Source organism: Sphingopyxis sp. 22461 (genome assembly GCF_052044915.1).
Taxonomy (GTDB): domain Bacteria; phylum Pseudomonadota; class Alphaproteobacteria; order Sphingomonadales; family Sphingomonadaceae; genus Sphingopyxis.
Map to the genome: position 1 here is coordinate 459,608 of NZ_JBQENY010000003.1, position 20,195 is coordinate 479,802.

Below are 20,195 nucleotides of genomic sequence, written 5' to 3' on the forward strand. Positions count from 1 at the left end.
TCCGTCCTTACCGGGAGCGATGGCGCAGCAACAGGTCGCCGCCGACGATGCGCGGATAGGCGCCGGGTCCCCAGGCATCGTCGGCGCGGACGAGCAGTGCGTCGAGCGTGTCGGCGGGCCAGCCTTGCTCCTTGTACGGCCAGTCGGCGGCGCGGTCGCGATAGGCGGCGACATAGCCGGTCGCCTTGCGCAGCGAGCGGCCCTTTTCCTCGGCGCGATAGAGGTCGATGCCGAGGCACGCCGCGCTGTCGGCGACGGTGTAGGCGGCGGCCAGCGCATAGAGCGAATAATGGAAGCTGCGTGTGCGAGTCAGTTCCTCGGGCAGCGCCCCCGACGTGTCGATCTGCTGCGCGATCCGCGCGTTGGGAAAGGCCGCTACGATCCGGCGCGCGATGTCGGGCCTCCGCGCGAAGAGCGCGAAGCGTGCGGCCTGCGCGTCGTACCAGAGCCCGTGGTTGTTCGACGCCTTGCCCTCGGCCTTGCCGTTCGGGCTGCTCAGCATCCAGTCGAGATAGCGCGAAAACCAGCCTTCGAGCGCGGTCGTCTCGACCGGCGTCAATGCGCCCGACGGGCCGATCAGCCCTACCGCGTCGATCACGCCAATGAAGCTCGCGCCGTCGAGTACGCCTTCGGGGCGGCCGTTCGACACGCCGGGCACCGCCTGCGCAAAATTCATGTTCGGGTTCATCGCGGTGGCGGGGTCGAGGAACCAGGCGCGGATCGCCTGCGCCGCACCCGCGGCATATTTGCGGTCGCCGCTGTAATAATAGGCAAGCGCGAGCGTGTCGGCTTCGCGCGCCATGCGGCTCAGCGCACTACGGTCGAAGCGATTGCTTTCGATGTCGGGATTGGTGTCGCCGTCGCGGCGCACATAAGCGCCCTTCGGATCGGAGGGGTTCGGCCACCAATAGCGCGCGAGGCTGACATAGTCGTGGCGGTCGCCCGACACGGGGATACTGCGCTTGTCCATCACCGAGGCGGGCTTTGATGCGAGCGCCGTGTCGGCGCGTATGATCAGCTCGCGGTAGGCGGCGCCGAGCGCCGCATCATCGGGTAGCGCCGCCTTGATCGCGTCAAGATCGGCGGGGCGCAGCGTGAAGGTGCGGCGCCCGTCGAACGAGGCCGAATAGCCTTCGCTCGCGTTGCAGGTGGAATCCGGGGAAAAAGCCGCCGCCGCGGACGGAAAATACGCGGCGGCGGCCAGGATAGCCCAAGGGAGTCGGGCTAAAGTCGCTCGCTTCACAGGCGGACCCGGAAGCCAAAGAAATATTGCGGGCCGCTGCGCGACACCTCGGCGATGCTGTCGTACCCGCCCTTGACCATGATATCCTGCGTGTTCGTGACGTTGAGCGCCTGCAGCTTGACCTGAACATTCTTGGTGAGGTCGTACTGCGCCGACAGGTTCAGATAGGTGCCGCCGCGGATCTCGCGGTTGGTGCCGCCGTTCGGCTTGTAATAACCCGAGCGGTAACGAAGGTTGGCGCGGAGCGAGAGGCCCCATTTTTCGAACCACACCGATCCGCTCGCGGTCCATTTCGACAGCCCGATCAGATTGGCCGGGTCGACATAATCGGCGATCGGCGAGGTGTCGGGATATTCGAAATTGGCAAAGGCGCGGTTGACCGAACCCTGGATGCCGAAACCGTCGAGCGGGTCGGGAAGCCAGGTGAAGGCATGGCTCGCGGTCGCCTCGACGCCGTAGAGATGGCGCGTCTCAAGGTCGTTCGACGGCGCAACGGGGTTGATCGTGAAGGTCTCGGTCACCGGCGCGCCGCCGTCGCGGATCGTCGTCACGGTGATGTCCGACGGGATCGGTTCGGAGCGGCCGATGACGGTGCCCTTCGCCCATTTATAATAGCCTGCGACCGAAATCAGCGTGTCCTGCGACGCGTAAAGCTCGAGGCTGGCGTCGAGGTTCCATGCGCGCAGCGGCTTGAGGTTCGGGTTGCCCGTCGTCGCGTTGAAGATGATGTTGTCGATCCCCGTCGCCGAGGTGGTCGGGTTGAGGTTGACCCCCGCGCCGAAGCTTTCGATCCCCGACCGCGCGATGGCGCGATAGGCGGCGAGGCGCAATTTGACCTCTTGCGACAGGTCGAAGGCGACGTTCGCCGACGGCAGGAAATAATTATAGCTGCCCTTCGCCTTGTTGGTCTGGAGCTGGCCCGCCGGGTCGACGCCGATCGAATAGGTGTCGCCGACGGTGTCGATGACGATCCGGTAAGGCTGGCGGAAACCGATCGAGGTGATGTCGGTCCTGACCCAGCGCAGGCCGATATTGCCGCTGAACGGCACGCTGCCCGCGTCGGATTCGAAATTCGCCATCGCATAAGCGGCATAGATGCGTTCGGTGACGTCGATGTCGCTCGGGTCGCGGCCGTCGGCGGGATAGGGCAGCGCGTCGTCGCTGCCGGTGAAGGTGCGGAACAGGCAGTCGTTGTCGAACGTCGCCCATTTGGTGACGTTCGTGCCCATGCCCCTCATGTAACTGGTCGTGGTGAAGGGCACGCGGCAATTCCGGTTCGCCTGCGTGATCAGCGCGGTGACCTGCGCGGGGGTGCCGGGGATCGTGTTGAGGTCGTTGTTGCGGGCATTGTCGTTCGTACGCTGATGATCCGACACGCGCCCGCCGAACTTGATCCCGGTGATGAAGCCGTCGAGCTCGCGGTCGATGTCGAGCCGCGCGGCCCAGATCCGATCCTTGCGGTCGGTGACGAAGCGGTTGCGCGCATAGACCGCGTTGTTCGCGGTCGCGAGGAACAGGTTCGGGTCGGTAATGTCGAAATTGTCGAACGCGACGACCGGCACGATATCGTCGCCCTCATAGGTGAGCGTATAGCCGACGCGGCGCGTCGAGCGCATGCGCGTCTGCTTCTGCGTTTCGGTGCGGTGGCTGTTCGAATAGGAGGCGTCGAGCGCGACGTTCCAGCGGTCGGGCGACCAGATCAGGCTCAAGCCGCCGCCCAGATATTCCTCGACGCGCCGGCGCGTTTCGAGCTGGTTTTCGAGGTTCGAATTGCCGCGATAGCTCATCAGCGCGCCGCGCGAATAGCCGTTGTCGCCGTTGCCGATGACCAGCGGCTGGACCCCGCGCAGCCCCTCGGTGATGCCGAGGACGTTGCGGTCCTCGAGGCTGTTGCGCTTCGAATATTGGCCGTCGATCGCGATTTCGAACTCGGGCGACGGGCGCCACTGGATCGCACCGATCAGGCCGTCGCGCACTTCGGACGTCGTCTGGGTGCGGAAGCTGCGCGACGAATTGGCGAAATAGGCGGGGCCACGCGTTTCGCCGACCACCACGGGCGTCGCGCCCGCACTCGGCGCAACCGAGCGCGGACCCGTCGCGAAGGTGCAGTTCTGGCTGGCGCCCGCCGCAATCTGCGCGGCGGCGCTGCCGGTCAGCTGAAAGGGATTGTTCGCCGAGGTGTTGCAGAGCTGGAAGGTCGCGTTGGCGTTGTAATAATCCTCGGGCGCAGTGGTGTCCTGCCGCTGGTAACCGATCGACACGCCAATATCGCCGAGCCCGGTTTCGAACTGGTCGGTGTAGGAGAAATTGGCGCGATAGCCGAGCCCGTCGTGCTGATAGACGTCATTGTCCTGCGGCTGGAAATCGCCGCGCACCTCGAACTGGATGCGGCGCTTGCCGTAATCGAGCGGCTTCATCGACTTGAGTTCGATCACCCCGCCGACGCCGCCCTCAAGGAAATCGGCGCGCTGGGTTTTATAGACGAGGACGCCGTTGACGAGTTCGGACGGGAATTGCTGGAAGGCGACCGAGCGGTCGGGTCCGGCGGTCGACACCTCACGCCCGTTAAAGGTCGAGAAACTCAGGGTCGGGCCAAGGCCGCGCACCGACAGCTCGTTGGCGTTGCCCTTGAAGCGGTCGGCCGAGACGCCGACGATGCGTTCGAGCGTGTCGCCGACCGAATTGTCGGGGGTCGCGCCGATTTCGTCGCTGACGAGGCCGTCGACGACGACGTCGGCGGCGCGCTTGAATTCGATCGAGCTGCGCTGCGTCGCACGGGTGCCGGTGACGAGGATTTCGTCGCCGCCATCGACCGCCGCCGCCTGTTCGCTCGCGATTTCGGCGGGGGCTTCCTGGCCCCAGGCGGGCATCGCAGCAGATAGCGCAGCGGACGCCAGCAGGGCGGCACGGGTCGGCAAGGCCGATGGTGACTTCATTTCCCTCTCCTTTTTGGTGCGCCGCGCATGGTGGCGGCGTGACCCGGTTGATACCGGTGTCAATTTTAGATGTCATACAACTTGAGAAATGTATGACAACTTTGAGAGGGTAAGTCAATCGCCCGCGTTGTAGGGCGGCTACGGGCCGGTCTGGGTGGACCGACCCGTTCTATATCAACGCTTTACGCGCTTTTTCGACAGATCGTACATCGCGGTGCCGGCGAGCAGATAGGCACCGCTGCCGTAAAATTGCGTCTCTTTCGCCGAGACGCTGTCGGGCCGGTCGCCGACCTGCTGGACCCAGCCGAGCATGCCGTCGGGCTGCACCGCGCGCTGCAAGGCATCCCATCCGCGCACCGCCGCCGGCTCGTATGTCGCGCGGTCGAGCAGGCCGTTGTCGACGCCCCACGCAAAGGCATAGGTGAAGAAGGCGGTGCCGCTCGATTCGGGCGGGGTGCCGGGGTCGTTGTCGAGCAGCGATGCGGGCCAATAGCCGTCGGCCTTTTGCAGCGTGACGAGTTTCGCCGACATGTCCGTGAACAATTTCTCGTAATAGGGGCGCTTCGGATCCCTCCTGTCCATCACCTGCAGCATCCGCACGAGGCCGCCCATCACCCAGCCGTTGCCGCGGCTCCAGAACAGCTTGCGCCCCTTGGTATCGCGCATGCCGAAGAATCGGCTGTCGCGGAAATAGAGATTTTCCGACGGATCGAAGAGATAGTCGGTCGTCGCCTTATACTCCTCATGCGCGAAATCGGCGTAGCGTTTGTCGCCCGTCGCCTTCGACAGCCGCAGCAGGGTCGGCGGCGCCATGAACAAAGCGTCGCACCAGCACCAGCGGTCAGTGCATATCGACGTGTTCTTGCCCGGCGCGACGGGGATGAATTCGAGGCCGATCGTCGGCCGATTGGCGAGGACGTTGTCGAAATAGGCTTTCGTCGGCGCGATGACGCCCTTGCCCGCACCACTCTGCGCCGCCCACAACCACGCCTGCCCGATGAGCTGATCGTCGGCGTGATAGGCGAGGTCGCCAAGCTGCCATTTCTCGGCGCGACCGAGATCGAGCAATGGCTGCGCATATTTTTTGTCGCGGCTGGCGAGCTCGGTCAGCGCGACCCAGAAGGTCGCCTGCTGCCAGTCGCGCACTTCCTGCACGCTCTTGCGCGCCGCGGGCATCGTCGCCCAGTTGGTGCGGTTCGCGAGCTGCCAGTCGGCGACGCGGCGCGTCTGCGCGAGGATCGCCGCGGGCTGCGGCATCGTGGGTTCGGCAGGCGCCACCGCGGCGGCGGGGGCGGTCATCATCAGGGCAAAGAGGCTCAGCGGCATGGCATTTCCTTCACGGCAACAAGGGGCGACCAGCGAAAGGAGGCACGTTTCGGCGTGATCTTGCCAGGGGCCGCGCGCGCCGCCCGCATAGCGCTGGGCGACGGTCTCCACCGCGGCGATGATATGATGTCCGAAAAGCGCGCGCATGCGGCAGGCGGGGGGCATCGGGCGCTGCGCATCGTGTTTCCTCTCCCATGGAGGTGTCGGCCTTTGACCTTGACACCGGTGACATATGTCTTTCCTTTTGGATCGAGTGTCAATAAGGTTGTCACACAACTAAGCCATGCGGCGATGAGGGGATGGAATGCCGAAGATCGTGTCAGCCCGGGTGATTTTGACCGCGCCGGGCCGCAATTTCACGACGTTGAAGATCGAGTGCGACGACGGGACGACCGGCGTCGGCGATGCGACGCTCAATGGCCGCGAGCTCGCGGTCGCGGCCTATCTGTCGGAGCATGTCGTCCCCTGCCTGATCGGGCGCGACGCGCACCGCATCGAGGATATCTGGCAATATCTCTATAAAGGCGCGTACTGGCGCCGCGGCCCGGTGACGATGGCGGCGATCGCCGCGGTCGACATGGCGCTGTGGGATATCAAGGGCAAAATCGCGGGGCTGCCGGTTTATCAGCTGCTCGGCGGCGCCGCGCGCGAGGGCTGCATGGTCTATGGCCACGCCAATGGCGCGACGATCGCCGACACGATCGAGGCGGCGCTCGATTACCAGCGACAGGGGTATAAGGCGATCCGTCTGCAATGCGGGGTGCCCGGAATGGCGTCGACCTATGGCGTCAGCAAGGACCGCTATTTCTACGAGCCCGCCGACAATGACCTGCCGACCGAGAATGTCTGGTCGACGGCGAAATATATGCGTGTCGTCCCCGAACTGTTCGCCGCGGCGCGCGAGGCGCTCGGCTGGGACGTCCACCTGCTCCACGACGTCCACCACCGGCTGACCCCGATCGAGGCGGCGCGGCTCGGCAAGGACCTCGAGCCCTGGCGTCCCTTCTGGATCGAGGATGCGACCCCGGCCGAGGATCAGGAGGCGTTCCGCCTGATCCGCCAGCATACGACGACGCCGCTCGCGGTCGGCGAGATTTTCTCGTCGATCTGGGATTGCAAGGCGCTGATCGAAAACCGGCTGATCGACTATATCCGCGCCACCGTGCTCCACGCGGGCGGCATCACCCATATGCGGCAGATCGCCTCGCTCGCCGATCTCCACCAGGTCCGCACCGGTTGCCACGGCGCGACCGACCTGTCGCCGGTGACGATGGCGGCGGCGCTGCACCTTGGGCTTTCGATCCCCAATTTCGGGATCCAGGAATATATGCGCCATACGGAGGAGACCGACGCGGTCTTCCCGCACGCCTATCGCTTTGCGGACGGCATGCTCCATCCGGGCGACGCGCCGGGCCTCGGCGTCGATATCGACGAGGCGCTCGCCGAATCCTTTCCTTATGCCCGTGCCTATCTGCCGGTGAACCGGCTCGAGGACGGAACGATGTGGAGTTGGTAATGCGTTTGACCTTCCTTGCCCTTGCTTTGCTCGCCGCGCCGGTGGGGGCCCAAGAGCCCAAACCACAGCATAAACCGCTCCGGTCCGCCACGGCGGACGAGCAAAAAGCGCGCGCGGCGGTGGTGATCGCCGATTATCGCTTCGACGACCTCCTCTGGGAAAACGACCGCATCGCGCACCGTATCTATGGTCGCGCGCTTGAGAAGGCCGAACCGCCCTCCTCGTCGGGGATCGACGCGTGGGGCAAGCGCGTGCGCTGGCCTTTCATGGACCGTCAGCTGCGCACCGGCGACCAGCACGCCGACCATGGCGAAGGGATCGACTTCTATAATGTCGGTACGGGCCGCGGGACCGGCGGGCTCGGCATCTGGTACGACAACAAGCTGTGGACCTCGCGCAACTATGTGCGGCCGCGCATCCTGCAATCGAGGCCCGACGTTGCCGACTTCACCGTCGATTACGAGCCGTGGCCGGTCGATACGCTGCGCACGGTGCGCGAAACACGCCGCTTCACGCTGCCGGCGGGCACGAATTTCACCCGGATGACCTCGACCATCGCGTCGAGCAGCGATGCCGAGCTGATCGTCGGCATCGGCATTTCGAAACGGCCGATAAACGGGAGCAAGCTGGGCGAGGTCCGCAAGGACGCCGCCGCCGCGCGGTTGAGCTGGTGGGGACCCGCCGATGGCGAAAAAGGACGGATGGCGGCGGCGGTGATCGTCGATCCGGCCGCCTTCGCGGGCTTTGCCGAGGACACCGACAATTATCTGATCCTCATCCGCGTCCGGCCGGGGCAGCCCTTTGTCTATTACAGCGGCTCGGCGTGGGATCGCGGGGGCGACTTTGCGGCAGAGGGCGACTGGAATAGCTATGTCGACGCACAGCGACCCGATTTCCGGCCCTAGCCAGCTTCGCGGCGCGATGATAACGCAGCATCCATGGCGGTAACCAAGGCGGCGTCGCTGGCGGATGATCTGGTCCAGCGCTTCGAGGAACAGATCGAAACGGGCGAAATGCCCGTCGGATCGCGTTTCCCGACCGAAAAAGAGATCACCGAGACGTTCGGCGTCAGCCGCACCGTCGTGCGCGAAGCTTATTCGCGCCTCGCTGCGCGTGGCCTGCTCGTGTCGCGGCGCGGGTCGGGTGCCTATGTCCCCGACGGCGCGCAATATCGCGCTTTCCAGGTCACCGCCGAGGAAATCGGCGAGATCGACGATGTGCTCAAGCTGCTCGAAATGCGCATGGGGTTCGAGGCCGAGATGGCCGATCTCGCCGCGCGGCGGCGTACCGACGCCGATCTGGCGGCGCTGCGCAGCGCGCTCGACGCGATGGAGGAAGGCAGCGACGTCGACGCCTCGGTCGCCGCCGACGCCGCCTTTCACGCCGCGATCGCGCGCGCGACGGGTAATCCCTATTTCCTGCGCTTTACCCAGTTTCTCGGCGTGCGGCTCGTCCCCTCGCGGCGGCTGTACCTGCAAGGCGACGATCCCGTCCTGCATCAACGCTATGCGCATACGATCAATCGCGACCATGAGGCGATCGTCGTCGCGATCGAGGCCGGCGATCCGGTCGCCGCGCGCCGCGCCGCGCGCCGGCATATCGAAAAATCGATTCTGCGCTATCGCACGCTCAAGGAAAGCCGATAGCCGCCTGCCCGTTATTGCGCGCTATTGATCGGTGCGATTGGGTGCCGAACGCGTGCCCAGAACGGGCCGCGCAGGAAATTAGCTATCTACTGACCTTGATTTCGACTCGTGATGCTCTATTCCAACCCCGTGCAAGGCGACCCCGACAATTACATAAGCCTGCTGTCTGCCGCGCAGATCGAAACGCTGCGGCACGTTTACGAGCACAAAAATTCCAAGCAGATCGCGCGGCTGATGAACGTTTCGCCGCACACCGTCGACGAACGCGTGCGTCGCGTGTTAAAAAAACTTAATGTTTCCAACAGAATAGAAGCGGCGCGTATCCTCGCTGTTAACGGTGTCTTCGATCATGTTACCCCTTATCAGCCTTTGACATATCAATTGATCGACCTTGGCGACGTATCTCCGCCCCCCGATGCGGAAGCGGGGCGCAGTTCGTTTCGGCGATTTTTCGATATAGGTTCGCCATTTCCTACCGCGTCCCAGCCGGCCAACCGGCATGGGTTGATGGAAAGGATAATCTGGCCGATTTTGATCGCTTTTGCGACAATCCTGGCCTTCTCCGCCCTCTATTCGATCCTTGTCGGACTCGGTCGTGTTCTGACCTGATGTTCGAACGAATGCTGCGGGGGGGAACCGGTAGCATTCTTTTTCAAGGAAAAAGATGATGCTGAATCAACGAGTTTCTGCGGCGAAGAAGATCGCTTCCGACCTGCACCTGGCCGAAGACGCGATCGACGAAGCGATGATCCGCATCGCCCAGCTCGCCGCGACGCTGCCCACCGCGCGCCGCGAAACCAACATGTCGGCGATCGTCGGCCAGGAAGCGATGGCAAAGGTCGCGCATGCGCTCGCCGCCGCGGGCGAAGTCCGCCAGCTTTTGACCGACGCGCATCTGGCGCTGACCGTGACGCAAAAGGAAGTCGGCCTCGGAACGCGGATGTTCGGCGCGGGCGTCAAGCCGGCCGCCGCGAAGCTGGTCGACGAAGGCAGCAACGATCGCTCGGGCGATGGTGCTGCTACGTTCGCGAAGGCCGGTTGATCCGCAAGAAAGGTTGACTGCCACAATGTGGTCCGTGGCGATTTATTATGCTGTCTTGCTCATCACGGTGGCCGTCGCGATCCGACGCGGCGGGCCATTGGAACGTTGGGCGGCCTATACAGCATTGATCGCCTCGGTCCTCACCAGTGCCCTGACGCCTTTTCCGACCTGGACCGATATTGAACTGAATATCTTCATCATCGACATGTTCGTTCTGCTGAGCTTCTGGTTCATTGCCATGCGCACGCAGAGTTTCTGGCCCTACTGGATTACCGGTTGGCAGCTGATCGCTATTTTCGGTCATATCCAGAAGTTCATGTTTTCGGAGATATTGGCGCGACCCTATTCGCTCCTCTCAGTCTATATATCGTACCCGATCCTGTTGCTGATCATCTATGCATCGGGTTCGTCCAGCCGGCGGGAAAACGTCACGGCCTGATATGTGGCTCCCCAGGGGCATCGTCACATGCAGCAATTTTCGAACCAAGAAATTGCCGAGCTGAAATCGCGGGTCGACCAGATCCACGAACTGCTGGCGAGCCGCGGCGAGGAATCGCCGGGCGCGTCCGTACGCGCCATCGACAGCGCGCGCGGCAACACGGCGTCGAACGCGGCGCTGCTCGACCAGCTGTCGTTCAGCATCCAGGTCCGGCGCATCCGCCGCAGCCATTTCGGCACCGCCGAAATGTCGGGTCCGACGTGGGACATGATGCTCGACCTGATGCTCGCGGGCGCGCACGGCCGCGTGCTCAGCGCCAGCGATCTTGCGACCGGCGCGGGCGTTCCGCTGTCGTCGGGGCTGCGCATGATCGCTGCGCTCGAACGCCGCGGGCTGTTGCACCGCTCGATCGACGAGCGCGACCGGCGCCGGACGATCGTCCGGCTGACCGATATCGGTACCGAACGCATGGCCACCTATTTCGAGAAAATCGGGGCGGCCTGGCAGAACGGGCAAACGCTGGCAGCCTGAGGGGCTGACCTTACCCCCGAAACCGGGTGCGGGGCCGACTGGTCGCGCGCACCGCACCCGGCTCCTCCTATTCGGTCATTTCCTTCATCATCCGATCGACCTTGATCATCGCCTCGCGCTTGATCTGGCAAATGCGCGCGGCGCTGACGTCGAGCGTCAGGCCGATTTCGTGCAGGTTGAGCTCTTCGAAGAAATAGAGCTGGAGCACCATCTGTTCGCGGTGCGACAGGCGCCCGACGCACTGGCGCAGCGCGCCCATCAAATCCTCCTGTTCGCACCGTTCGTCGGCGCCCGCATCGTCGTCGGCCGCGAGGAAGGCGCCGATGTCGGTCAGCTCGTCGAGCGAGGTCGACCGGCCGTGCGTCGCATTGCGTTCGAGCGCGAAATAATCCTCGGCCGACATGTCGAACGCGACCGCCATTTCGGCCGTCGTCGGCGCGCGCATCAGCTGCTGTTCGAGCGCGGCGCGCATTGCGTGGATCCGCTTTGCCGCGACCATCGCCGAGCGGCCGACATCGGCCTCACGGCGCAGCTGGTCGATCATCGCGCCGCGGATGCGCGTCGTCGCATAGGTGGCAAAGGCGAACCCGCGCTCTTCATAATTGCGGCTCGCCTCGATCAGCGCGATCAGCCCGGTCTGGATCAGGTCGTCGAGCTCGCTCGTCCGCGACACGCGCGAAAACACCTGCCACGCGATCTTGCGAACCAGCGGCGAATATTCTTCGACCAGCGCCTCGACGCTTTCGCCGTAGCCGCGTGCGCGCGGCGCGCGGCCGGCGGTCCCGGCAAATTGCTCGGCGGCCTCAATTCTCATGCGGTTGATCCTCCATGTGGGCCTCGGGCCCGGACGCGAGGCGGGGCACTTCGGCGCCGATCGTCGCGACGATTTCGGTCTGCTTGGTCGCCGGAATCTCGAGGTAGGAGATGACGGCGACGTCGGGGAAAGTGGCGCGCACGAGGCGCGAGAGGGCGGAGCGGCAGATCGGCGAGGCGACGAGCGCAAAGCTGCGCGTCTGGAGCAGCAGCGGTTCGACCGCCTGCCCGACCTGGTCGATGATCGTCATCGCCATTCCATGCTCGAACGGCCATTCGGCGGCGGGATTGGCGCGCACCGCCTGGTTGAGCAGCACCTCGACCTCGGGGCTGAAGGTGACGACGGGCAGCGGCATCCGGCTCGGCACGATCGTCTGGACGATCAGCGCGCCGATGCGCTGGCGCACCGCTTCGATCAGGTCGATCTCGCCGAGCTGCTGCGGCGACAGCGCCACCATCGCTTCGGCGATCTTGCGGAAATCGCGCAGCGGCACGCGCTCGATGAGCAGGGATTTGCACAGGCTCGCGACGCGCGGCAGCGAATAGCCCTGCGGGCTCAGATTCTGCGCGAGCTGCGGATAGTGGGTCTTGAGATTGTCGATCAGCGCCTGCGCGTCGTCGATGCCGAACAGTTCGGCGGCCGAACCGACGATGCTGTTGTTGAGGTGCGTCGCGACGACGGTCGCCGGATCGACGACGGTATAACCCGCGGCGATCGCGTCATTCTGCATCGCCTTCGGGATCCACAGCGCGTCGAGGCCGAAGGTCGGATCCTTGCACGGGCGGCCGATGACCTTGGTCACGAGGTCGCCCGAATCGAGCGCGAGCATTTCGTTGGGGAAGACCTCGTCCTCGCCGACGATCACCCCGGCGACCGAGATGCGATAGACGTTGCCGGGCAGCGACAGGTCGTCGGTGACCTTCACCGGCGGCACGACGAAGCCGAGTTCCTTCGACAATTGGCGGCGGATACCCGTGATGCGCGTCATCAACGGTGAGCCCTTGCGTTCGTCGACGAGGGTGACGAGCGCATAGCCGATCTCGAGCTGGCACGCGCTCGCGTCGCTGACATCGGCCCATTCGATCAGCGACGGGTCGGGCGCGGGGGCGGCGGGTTCGGGCAGATCGGCGACCGCGGCGGCGCTGCGGCGCAGCTGCCAGCCGATCCCGAAAGAGAGCGCCGCGGCGGGCAGGATCAGCATCTGCGGCATCGCGGGAACTATCCCTAGGATGAAGAGGATGCCGCCGACCGCCATCCAGATGTTCGGCGAGGCGAACTGGCTGCCGATCTGGCCGCTGAGGTCGAAGGGCGAGGCGACGCGGGTGACGATCGCCGCGGCGGCGATCGACAGCAGCAGCGCCGGGATCTGCGCGACGAGCGCGTCGCCGATCGCGAGCGTGATATAGGTGCTGCCCGCTTCGGAAAAGCTGAGCCCGTGGCTGAAGATGCCGAGGATCAGCCCGCCGACGATATTGACGAACAGGATGAGAAGGCCGGCGACGGCGTCGCCCTTCACGAATTTCGACGCACCGTCCATCGAGCCGTAGAAATCAGCCTCGGTCGCGACTTCGACGCGGCGCGCCTTGGCTTCTTCGGGGCTGAGCAGCCCGGCGTTGAGATCGGCGTCGATCGCCATCTGCTTGCCCGGCAAGGCGTCGAGGGTGAAGCGCGCCGACACTTCGGACACGCGGCCCGCGCCCTTGGTGATCACGATCAGGTTGATGATCATCAGGACGAAAAAGACGAACAGGCCGACGACATAGTCGCCGCCGATCAGCACCTGGCCGAACGCCTCGATCACATGGCCCGCCGCCGCGGTCCCCTCATGGCCGTGGACGAGCACGACGCGCGTCGAGGCGACGTTGAGCGCGAGCCGGAACAGGGTCGCGAGCAGCAACACGGTCGGAAAGGCCGAAAAATCGAGTGGTTTCGATGCCTGCAGCGCGACCATCAGGATCAGCAGGCTGATCATGATGTTCGCGACGAAACTGATGTCGAGGATCAGCGGCGAGACCGGGATCACCATCAGCCCGACGACGATCAGCATCCCCGCGGGCAGCGCCGATATGCCGGCGATGCGGCCGATGTTGGCCAGATTGAAGCCGCTGGTCATGCCGGGCCTCCCGAAAGCGACGCGAGCCGCCGATAGGCATCGGCGGCAAAGCCCATCGAGAGCTTCCTGGGCATAGGCTGGATATCCATCATCTGTAAGGGCGGGCGTCCGCCGCCATTGTTCGCAAGGCCGCTCGAACTGGTCGCCTCAGCGTGCCAGCCCGAGGGGGCGAAGGGCTTCATATTTTCGATCTTGCCGCCGTCCTCGAGCTTCACGCGAAAGCGATCGCGGATCTCGGCGAGGCTGCGCATGCTGCCGTCGGGGGCGTAAAAGACCGACCGGTTCGCGGCCGCGGCCTCGGGCATCATCGACGCGCCGGGCTGGTCGGGGTTGGTTTCGAGCGCGGTCAGGAATTTGGCGGCGCCGCCCGACCCGAGGAAATGCGCGAGATAGAGGTCGACGGGTTCGGCGCTGCGGCCGATCCGGCTTTCGATATAGTCGCGATTGTCGCCGGTCAGCGCGGCGGCCATGTTCGACGACGCCGTCGGATCGTCGCGGAGGTCGAGGATTTGCTGGCGGAGCGCGGGATCGGCGACCGTCAGCCGGCCCGACGCGTCGCGGCCGATCGCATCGGCCGCCCAGGCGAGGCCATGGTTCGCGCCATGGCGGTCAAGCGTCGCGAGCCAGGTCTGCTTGGTGAACTGATACAGGCCGCGCGCCGACGAGGTCTGCGCCTTTGCGGTCGGATTATAGCCGCTTTCGACGCGCGCGACGTCGAACAGATAATCGAAATCAATCCCCGAACGCGCCGACGCATTCTGCACCGCGTCCATCACGGGAGCGGCGATGCGGGTCGAACCCCGTGGATTGTTGATTGCGTTCATACTGTTGGTTCCGCTTGTTCAGCAGACCAAAAGCAATCATCGTGCCATTTCGCAGAAACGGCCGGAAATTATGTGGTTATCAGTAGCTTAAAGCCGCCCCACGCGGACGGGTGCCGCGGATTTCGTGGCTCTTGTCAATCCTCTGACGCGTCCAGTTCTTCAGGATATTGACGCGCATCGCGGCGGCTTCGAGCTGGCTGAGCGTCTTCCCGATCAGCGCGCGGGCGCGATGCTCGCTGCCTGCGGGGATGTTCGCGCCGCGAAACAGGATCACCGCGGTCGCGAGCTCCTCGGTCGCTGCGATGATCGCACCGGCGTCATGCCCGTCGAGCGCACCCACCAATATTGCCAGTCGCGATTCAATTTCTTCCATCTGCGCCAGCATCATTCGGCCCCGCTGTGGAAATCGAGCATCGCGCTCGCGATGATCGCGGGATGCACGCCATAGCTGCCGTTGGCGATCGCGGTGCGCAGCGATGCGACGCGCGCGATGTCGACCGGCGGCGCCTGGTCGGCGAGGCTGCCCGCGAGGCGGGTCAGGCGCGCGGTCGGCAGATTGTCCTGCGCCGGCTGGAGCTGCGCCGGGGCGCGCATCGCGGTCGCCGCTTCGCTGGCGACCCTGCGCAGCGGGCCGGCACGGCCGATGCCGCCGACTGGTCCGATCTTGCTGTCACCCGACATAAAAGCCTCCATCCGGCGCCGTCAGAAAAGTGACGACGCGGTTCACGAAGGCTTTAACGGACGCGGTTTCGATCGTTTAAGGCGGCTCGCCGCAAAAAAGACAAAAGAAAGGCCCGGCGCCGTCGGAAAGCCGACAGTCCGGGCCTGGTCCGAGGGTAAGCGAGGGTAATCAGTCTTGCAGTTTCGCGCGGCCGGCTCCGGTGACGGTGGCGCTGAGCGTCGATTTGGCGTCGGCGCCACGCAGTGCAATCGTCTCGCCGACGCGGCCGTCCTGCGTCGCGATGGCGGCGTAGCTGATCGAATAGGTTTCGGTTTCGATCGTCACGCGGACATTGTCGCCGCGGCGGATGACGGGCGCGCTTGCCGCGGGGCGGGCGAAGCTCGCCGCGACCGGCGATGCACCGGCGGGGGCGGTCATCGGCACGCGCAGGCGCCAGCCGAGCGAGGCGCAGCGGACCGCGAGCGTCTGGGCGTCGAGTGCGGTCACCGATGCCTGTTCGGGGCAGCGCGCCAGCTTGATGCGGCGGTCGACGGGGGTCGCGTTCTGCCCCATGGCGTTGGCGACCATGTCGGTCAGTACGTCGATCGTCTGCCAATCCTCATTGCCCTGCTGCGCCTCTGCCGCGATCGGCGCGGCGAGCGAAAGGGTGGCGGCGCACACGGCGAGCCGCGCGAGAATGTTACGGGACAAGGTCCATCTCCTTCGGTCCAAATGGTCGCTCGGTAATTTGCAGGAAGCGTGCCAGTCGCGGTTTGGTGCGCGGTTTGGCGGGACGGCGCGGGGCGTCGTCAGATTTTTGACGAGCCTCATGCGCCGCAGGCATTGTCCTAAACTAAACAACTGAAAAATATAGATAAATCATGTTTGGCACGTCCATTGCATTATGCCTTGGTGTTTTTCCGCGCGTCCGTGCCAGCCGGCCGGATCCCGGCGAAAGGAAGTTGATGATGGCATCCGAGAAACTCTTTGGCCTGCACGCCACCGCGCTGCAGCTGCGCAGCCAGCGAATGATGATGCTCGCGTCGAACATCGCGAACGCCGCGACGCCGGGCTACAAGGCGCGCGATCTCGATTTCGCCAAGGCGCTCGACCTTGCGCAGCAGGGCGGCTCGACCGAGGGCGCGATCAGCTATCGCGTCCCCGTCCAGGCGTCGCTCGACGGCAATACCGTCGAGATGGCGACCGAGCAGACGGCATACGCTGAAAATGCGCTCGCCTATCGCTCAAGCCTGTCGTTCCTCAGCGGGCGCATCAACACGCTGTCGCGTGCGCTCAAGGGCGAATGACGATGAACGGCAATTTCTCCGTCTTCGACATCAGCGGCCGCGCGATGTCGGCGCAGCTCGTCCGATTGAACACCACCGCGTCGAACCTCGCCAATGCGGGAACGGTCGCGGGCAGCGAGGCGGGCGCCTTCCGCTCGCTGAAGCCCGTCTTTCGCACGGTGATGGACGATCATGGCCGCGCGACGGTTCAGATCGACCAGGTCACGACCTCGAAAATGGCGCCCTCGAAACGCCACGATCCGTCGAACCCGCTCGCCGATGCCGACGGCAACGTCTGGGAAGCCGCGGTCGATAGCGCCGCCGAGCTGGTCGAGATGGTCGAGACCGCACGCCAATATCAAAACAACGTCCAGGTCCTCGAAACCGCGAAGGGCCTGATCAACGAAACCCTCAGGATGGGACAGTAAAATGAGCGTCAACAGCATCACCAACAATAGCAATCCGGTGTTCCAGCCCAAGGGCGGCAAGCAGATGGATCAGGGCGACTTCATGCGCCTGATGACCGCCCAGCTGTCGCAGCAGGATCCGTTCAACCCGGTCGATAACCAGCAGATGGTTGCCCAGATGGCGCAATTCTCGAGCCTCGCCGGGATCAGCGAGACGAACACGGTGCTCTCGAAGATTTCGGAGCAGCTCACCGCGCAGACCCAGCTGCTCAAGGACATCAAGGCGGCAACACCGGCGCCCACGCCGACGCCGCCCACCACTTAAGCTCCCCACCTTTCAGGAAGGATTAGTCCATGTCATTCTATACTTCGCTTTCGGGCCTCAAGGGCGCGCAGACCGACATGTCGGTCATCTCGAACAATATCGCGAACGCCGGCGCGATCGGCTTCAAGCGCAGCAAGGCGCAGTTCGGCGATATCTTCGCTTCGTCGCCGACGCAGTCGACGAAGATGATCGCGGGTCAGGGCACGCGCCTCAACGGCATTACCCAGCAGTTCACGCAGGGCTCGTACGAAGCGAGCGAAAAGACGCTCGACCTTGCGATCGTCGGCGAGGGCATGTTCATCGTGAAGGGCGAGCCGCCGCGCGAAGCCATCTCCTATACGCGTAACGGGTCGTTCGAACCCACCCCCGACCGTTATGTCATCGATTCGACGGGCGCGAAGCTTCAACTTCTTCCGATCGATGCGAACGGCAATGTCACGAACAACACGCTCGCCGGCGCCTTCGACCTCCGCCTGCCCGCGGGTGCGCCGACCGATCCGGCCTCGGGTCTCGTCAACGTCACGATCGGCCTCGACGGCCTCGTCACCGCGACCTTTGCGAACGGCGAAGACCAGAAGCTCGGCAAGGTCGCGATGGCGACCTTCCCGACGATGTCGGGCCTGCGCCCGACCGGCGACGCGCACTGGCAGTCGACGGGCGAAAGCGGCCCGCCGACGATCGACGCCGCGACCAACGGCCCGATGGGCGCGGTCCGCTCGGGCGCGCTCGAGCGCTCGAACGTCGATATCACCGAGGAACTGGTGATGTTGATGGCGGCGCAGCGCAATTTCCAGGCGAATGCCAAGGCGATCGAGGGCGCGTCGCAGCTGACCCAGACGATCATCGGCATGCGCTGACGCAGCCCTGACCGCCGCCTGCCGGGAGATTATCGATGGACCGCCTTATCTATACCAGCCTTGCCGCGATGCGGGGCAGCATGTCCCGGCAGACGGCGATCGCCAACAATCTGGCGAACGCCCAGACGCCGGGCTTCCGCGCCGACATGGCGAGCGCGCAGTCGCTGTGGCTCGACGGCGACGGGCTCGATGCGCGCGCCATGTCGTCCGAGGAAGTGCTCGGCGCCGACATGAAGGCGGGCACCGTCACCCAGACGGGGCGCGACCTCGACATCGCGATGCAGGGCGATGCGCTGCTCGTGGTGCAGGCGAAGAATGGCGAAGAAGCCTATACGCGGCGCGGCGATCTGCAGATTTCGCCCAGCGGGCTGCTCACCACCGGCGACGGCAATCCCGTGCAGGGCGGCCAGGGGCCGGTGACGATCCCGCCCGCCGACGCGATCACGATCGACCAGGAAGGCCGTGTGTGGATCGTGCCGCAGGGCGGCGATCCCGAAAATCCGCAGGAGGTCGACCGGCTGCGGCTTGCGACCCCGACGGGGTCGGACATCGCCAAGGGGCTCGACGGCCTGTTCCGCGTGAAGGGCGGGGGCATATTGCCCGACGATCCCGAAGCGCGGCTTCTGACCCGCTCGATTGAAGGATCGAACGTCACCGCAACCGCCGCGCTCGTCGAGATGATCGAGGCGAGCCGCAGCTGGGACACCCAATTGAAGATGATCGGCGACGTGCGCGACATGGACAGCGCAACCGCCAATCTGATGCAGCTTCCCCGTTAAGGAGATTATGAAATGAGTATCGGTGCCTTGCACGTCGCGCGGACCGGTCTGGATGCCCAAGGCTTCCGGATGCAGGTGATCGCCAACAACCTCGCTAACGTCAACACGACGGGCTTCAAGCGCGACCGCGCGAGCTTCGAGACGCTGAGCTATCAGATGATGACCGCGCCGGGTGCGCCGTCGACGGCGGAAAACCGCTATGCGACCGGCCTCAACCTCGGCACCGGCGTCGCGCTCAACGGCACCGCGCGCATGGATACGCAGGGCACCTTCCAGGCGACGGGCAACGGGCTCGACGTCGCGATCGACGGCGCCGGCTATTTCCAGGTCGAGATGCCCGACGGGCGTACCGGCTATACCCGCGCGGGCAATTTCGGCCGCTCGCCCGACGGCACGATCGTGACCTCGGACGGCAAGCCGATGACGCCGGCGATCCAGATTCCCGAAGATGCCAGCAATGTGACGATCGGGCTCGACGGCACCGTGTCGGCGACCGGTGCCGACGGCACCGCGCTCGAACTCGGGCGGATCGAGATCGCGCGCTTCGCCAACCCGGCGGGCTTGCAGGCGATCGGCGGCAATATGCTCGTCGAGACGCAGGCATCGGGCGCGCCGCTGGCCGGCGGTGCGGGCGAGGAAGGCCGCGGCACGCTGCGCGGCGGGATGCTTGAGGGATCGAACGTCAATGTCGTCGAGGAACTCGTCGACATGATCGAGACGCAGCGCGCCTATGAGGTCAATTCGAAGATGATCTCGGCCACCGACGAGATGATGAAAAATGCGTCGCAGACTCTCTAAGCTGGCGATGCTTGGCCTTGCGCTTGCGCCCGTCACGGCGCTCGCGAAGGACAAGCTGCCGCCCGACGCCTTTTCGGTTTCGATGCCGATGCCGCCGGCGCCGCCGCCGGCGAACGGCTCGATCTTTCAGGGCAGCTATGTCGCGCTCACTTCGGGCGGCCGCGCCGGCGCCGTCGGCGACATCGTCACGATCCAGCTCGTCGAGCGCACCGCGGCGACGAAAAGCAACGCCGCGGGCACGCAGCGCGACGGTGATATCGGCCTGACGCCGCCGACCACCGGCCCGCTGTCGCTGTTCAACCCCAGCGACATCGCGATGGGTGGCAGCCAGGCGTTCAAGGGCAAGGGTGATGCGTCGCAGTCGAACGCGCTCTCGGGCGAAGTCAGCGTGACGATCGCCGCCGTCTATCCGAACGGGACGATGTTCGTGCGCGGCGAAAAGCTGCTCACGCTCAATCGCGGCGACGAGCGCGTCCAGATTTCCGGAATCATCCGCGCGATCGATATCAGCCCCGAAAACCGCATCCTGTCGACGCGCGTCGCCGATGCCAAAATCCGTTACGTCGGCAAGGGCGAGATCGCCCGCGCGAGCCAGCAAGGCTGGCTGCAGCGCTTCTTCTCGATCATCAGCCCGTTCTAACAGAGGAATTTG

The 20,195-nt window shown here is 64.9% G+C and carries 23 protein-coding genes; 14 read left to right on the plus strand and 9 right to left on the minus strand.

The features are described from left to right. Window positions 1-7: 7 nt before the first annotated feature. The 3 genes from ACTJI5_RS07175 to ACTJI5_RS07185 form a co-directional block, all read right to left on the minus strand. Entirely contained in the window at window positions 8-1,243 is a 1,236-nt protein-coding gene (locus tag ACTJI5_RS07175) for an alginate lyase family protein (RefSeq protein WP_440859815.1), read from the minus strand. Beyond that, window positions 1,240-4,179 carry a TonB-dependent receptor gene (locus ACTJI5_RS07180; protein WP_440859816.1) on the minus strand — a complete coding sequence of 980 codons (2,940 nt, stop codon included), beginning with the start codon at window positions 4,177-4,179 and terminating at the stop codon, window positions 1,240-1,242. The genes ACTJI5_RS07175 and ACTJI5_RS07180 overlap by 4 nt, the downstream gene beginning before the upstream one ends. 174 nt (window positions 4,180-4,353) lie before the next feature. Then, a complete protein-coding gene (locus ACTJI5_RS07185) occupies window positions 4,354-5,505 on the minus strand; it encodes a glycoside hydrolase family 88/105 protein (protein ID WP_440859817.1) in 1,152 nt (383 codons plus the stop codon). A 304-nt stretch (window positions 5,506-5,809) separates the two neighbouring features. Between ACTJI5_RS07185 and manD the strand changes: the two genes are divergently transcribed. From manD to ACTJI5_RS07220, 7 genes are all read left to right on the plus strand, one after another. After that, window positions 5,810-7,021, plus strand: coding sequence for a D-mannonate dehydratase ManD (gene manD / locus ACTJI5_RS07190; protein WP_440859818.1), 1,212 nt, complete (start codon window positions 5,810-5,812; stop codon window positions 7,019-7,021). Next, window positions 7,021-7,926 (plus strand): DUF4861 family protein, encoded by a 906-nt coding sequence (locus tag ACTJI5_RS07195; RefSeq protein ID WP_440859819.1) that lies wholly within the window; start codon window positions 7,021-7,023, stop codon window positions 7,924-7,926. The genes manD and ACTJI5_RS07195 overlap by 1 nt, the downstream gene beginning before the upstream one ends. 33 nt (window positions 7,927-7,959) lie before the next feature. After that, complete coding sequence (locus ACTJI5_RS07200) at window positions 7,960-8,667, plus strand: FadR/GntR family transcriptional regulator (protein ID WP_058539332.1); 708 nt, start codon at window positions 7,960-7,962, stop codon at window positions 8,665-8,667. Between the two features lie 111 nt (window positions 8,668-8,778). Then, window positions 8,779-9,276 carry a response regulator transcription factor gene (locus ACTJI5_RS07205; RefSeq protein ID WP_231732763.1) on the plus strand — a complete coding sequence of 166 codons (498 nt, stop codon included), beginning with the start codon at window positions 8,779-8,781 and terminating at the stop codon, window positions 9,274-9,276. A 58-nt stretch (window positions 9,277-9,334) separates the two neighbouring features. Further along, window positions 9,335-9,709 (plus strand): hypothetical protein, encoded by a 375-nt coding sequence (locus ACTJI5_RS07210; RefSeq protein WP_056373730.1) that lies wholly within the window; start codon window positions 9,335-9,337, stop codon window positions 9,707-9,709. A gap of 25 nt (window positions 9,710-9,734) precedes the next feature. Next, window positions 9,735-10,148 (plus strand): hypothetical protein, encoded by a 414-nt coding sequence (locus ACTJI5_RS07215; protein WP_058539334.1) that lies wholly within the window; start codon window positions 9,735-9,737, stop codon window positions 10,146-10,148. Between the two features lie 27 nt (window positions 10,149-10,175). After that, a complete protein-coding gene (locus tag ACTJI5_RS07220) occupies window positions 10,176-10,679 on the plus strand; it encodes a MarR family winged helix-turn-helix transcriptional regulator (protein WP_058539335.1) in 504 nt (167 codons plus the stop codon). A gap of 67 nt (window positions 10,680-10,746) precedes the next feature. On the opposite strand, the gene ACTJI5_RS07225 is transcribed toward ACTJI5_RS07220, so the two are convergent. From ACTJI5_RS07225 to ACTJI5_RS07250, 6 genes are all read right to left on the minus strand, one after another. Then, on the minus strand, window positions 10,747-11,493 hold the full coding sequence (locus ACTJI5_RS07225) for a sigma-70 family RNA polymerase sigma factor (RefSeq protein WP_440859820.1): 747 nt from the start codon (window positions 11,491-11,493) through the stop codon (window positions 10,747-10,749). Further along, the gene (flhA, locus tag ACTJI5_RS07230; RefSeq protein WP_440859821.1) at window positions 11,483-13,606 is read right to left on the minus strand and encodes a flagellar biosynthesis protein FlhA; all 2,124 of its coding nucleotides are present in this window, start codon (window positions 13,604-13,606) and stop codon (window positions 11,483-11,485) included. Before flhA ends, ACTJI5_RS07225 begins: the two co-directional genes overlap by 11 nt. Then, entirely contained in the window at window positions 13,603-14,430 is an 828-nt protein-coding gene (locus ACTJI5_RS07235) for a transglycosylase SLT domain-containing protein (protein ID WP_440859822.1), read from the minus strand. The genes flhA and ACTJI5_RS07235 overlap by 4 nt, the downstream gene beginning before the upstream one ends. A gap of 79 nt (window positions 14,431-14,509) precedes the next feature. After that, entirely contained in the window at window positions 14,510-14,803 is a 294-nt protein-coding gene (locus tag ACTJI5_RS07240) for a hypothetical protein (RefSeq protein ID WP_231733424.1), read from the minus strand. A gap of 11 nt (window positions 14,804-14,814) precedes the next feature. Next, window positions 14,815-15,111, minus strand: coding sequence for a flagellar biosynthesis anti-sigma factor FlgM (gene flgM / locus ACTJI5_RS07245; RefSeq protein WP_058539338.1), 297 nt, complete (start codon window positions 15,109-15,111; stop codon window positions 14,815-14,817). Between the two features lie 169 nt (window positions 15,112-15,280). After that, on the minus strand, window positions 15,281-15,802 hold the full coding sequence (locus ACTJI5_RS07250; RefSeq protein WP_440859823.1) for a flagella basal body P-ring formation protein FlgA: 522 nt from the start codon (window positions 15,800-15,802) through the stop codon (window positions 15,281-15,283). Between the two features lie 257 nt (window positions 15,803-16,059). On the opposite strand from ACTJI5_RS07250, the gene ACTJI5_RS07255 reads away from it, so the two are divergent. Genes ACTJI5_RS07255 through ACTJI5_RS07285 form a run of 7 tightly spaced genes read left to right on the plus strand, consistent with a single transcriptional unit; the run spans window position 16,060 to window position 20,183 of the window. Next, a complete protein-coding gene (locus tag ACTJI5_RS07255) occupies window positions 16,060-16,398 on the plus strand; it encodes a flagellar basal body rod protein FlgB (protein ID WP_440859824.1) in 339 nt (112 codons plus the stop codon). Beyond that, window positions 16,395-16,805, plus strand: coding sequence for a flagellar basal body rod protein FlgC (flgC, locus tag ACTJI5_RS07260; RefSeq protein WP_037512556.1), 411 nt, complete (start codon window positions 16,395-16,397; stop codon window positions 16,803-16,805). Before ACTJI5_RS07255 ends, flgC begins: the two co-directional genes overlap by 4 nt. 1 nt (window position 16,806) lies before the next feature. Continuing rightward, window positions 16,807-17,109 carry a flagellar hook assembly protein FlgD gene (locus tag ACTJI5_RS07265; protein WP_058539339.1) on the plus strand — a complete coding sequence of 101 codons (303 nt, stop codon included), beginning with the start codon at window positions 16,807-16,809 and terminating at the stop codon, window positions 17,107-17,109. A gap of 29 nt (window positions 17,110-17,138) precedes the next feature. Continuing rightward, window positions 17,139-17,966 carry a flagellar hook-basal body complex protein gene (locus tag ACTJI5_RS07270; RefSeq protein WP_058539340.1) on the plus strand — a complete coding sequence of 276 codons (828 nt, stop codon included), beginning with the start codon at window positions 17,139-17,141 and terminating at the stop codon, window positions 17,964-17,966. A 35-nt stretch (window positions 17,967-18,001) separates the two neighbouring features. After that, window positions 18,002-18,745 carry a flagellar basal-body rod protein FlgF gene (flgF, locus tag ACTJI5_RS07275; protein ID WP_056373208.1) on the plus strand — a complete coding sequence of 248 codons (744 nt, stop codon included), beginning with the start codon at window positions 18,002-18,004 and terminating at the stop codon, window positions 18,743-18,745. Window positions 18,746-18,757: 12 nt separating this feature from the next. Next, window positions 18,758-19,543 (plus strand): flagellar basal-body rod protein FlgG, encoded by a 786-nt coding sequence (gene flgG, locus ACTJI5_RS07280; RefSeq protein ID WP_310255925.1) that lies wholly within the window; start codon window positions 18,758-18,760, stop codon window positions 19,541-19,543. Further along, a complete protein-coding gene (locus ACTJI5_RS07285) occupies window positions 19,524-20,183 on the plus strand; it encodes a flagellar basal body L-ring protein FlgH (protein WP_440859825.1) in 660 nt (219 codons plus the stop codon). Before flgG ends, ACTJI5_RS07285 begins: the two co-directional genes overlap by 20 nt. Window positions 20,184-20,195 lie beyond the last annotated feature (12 nt).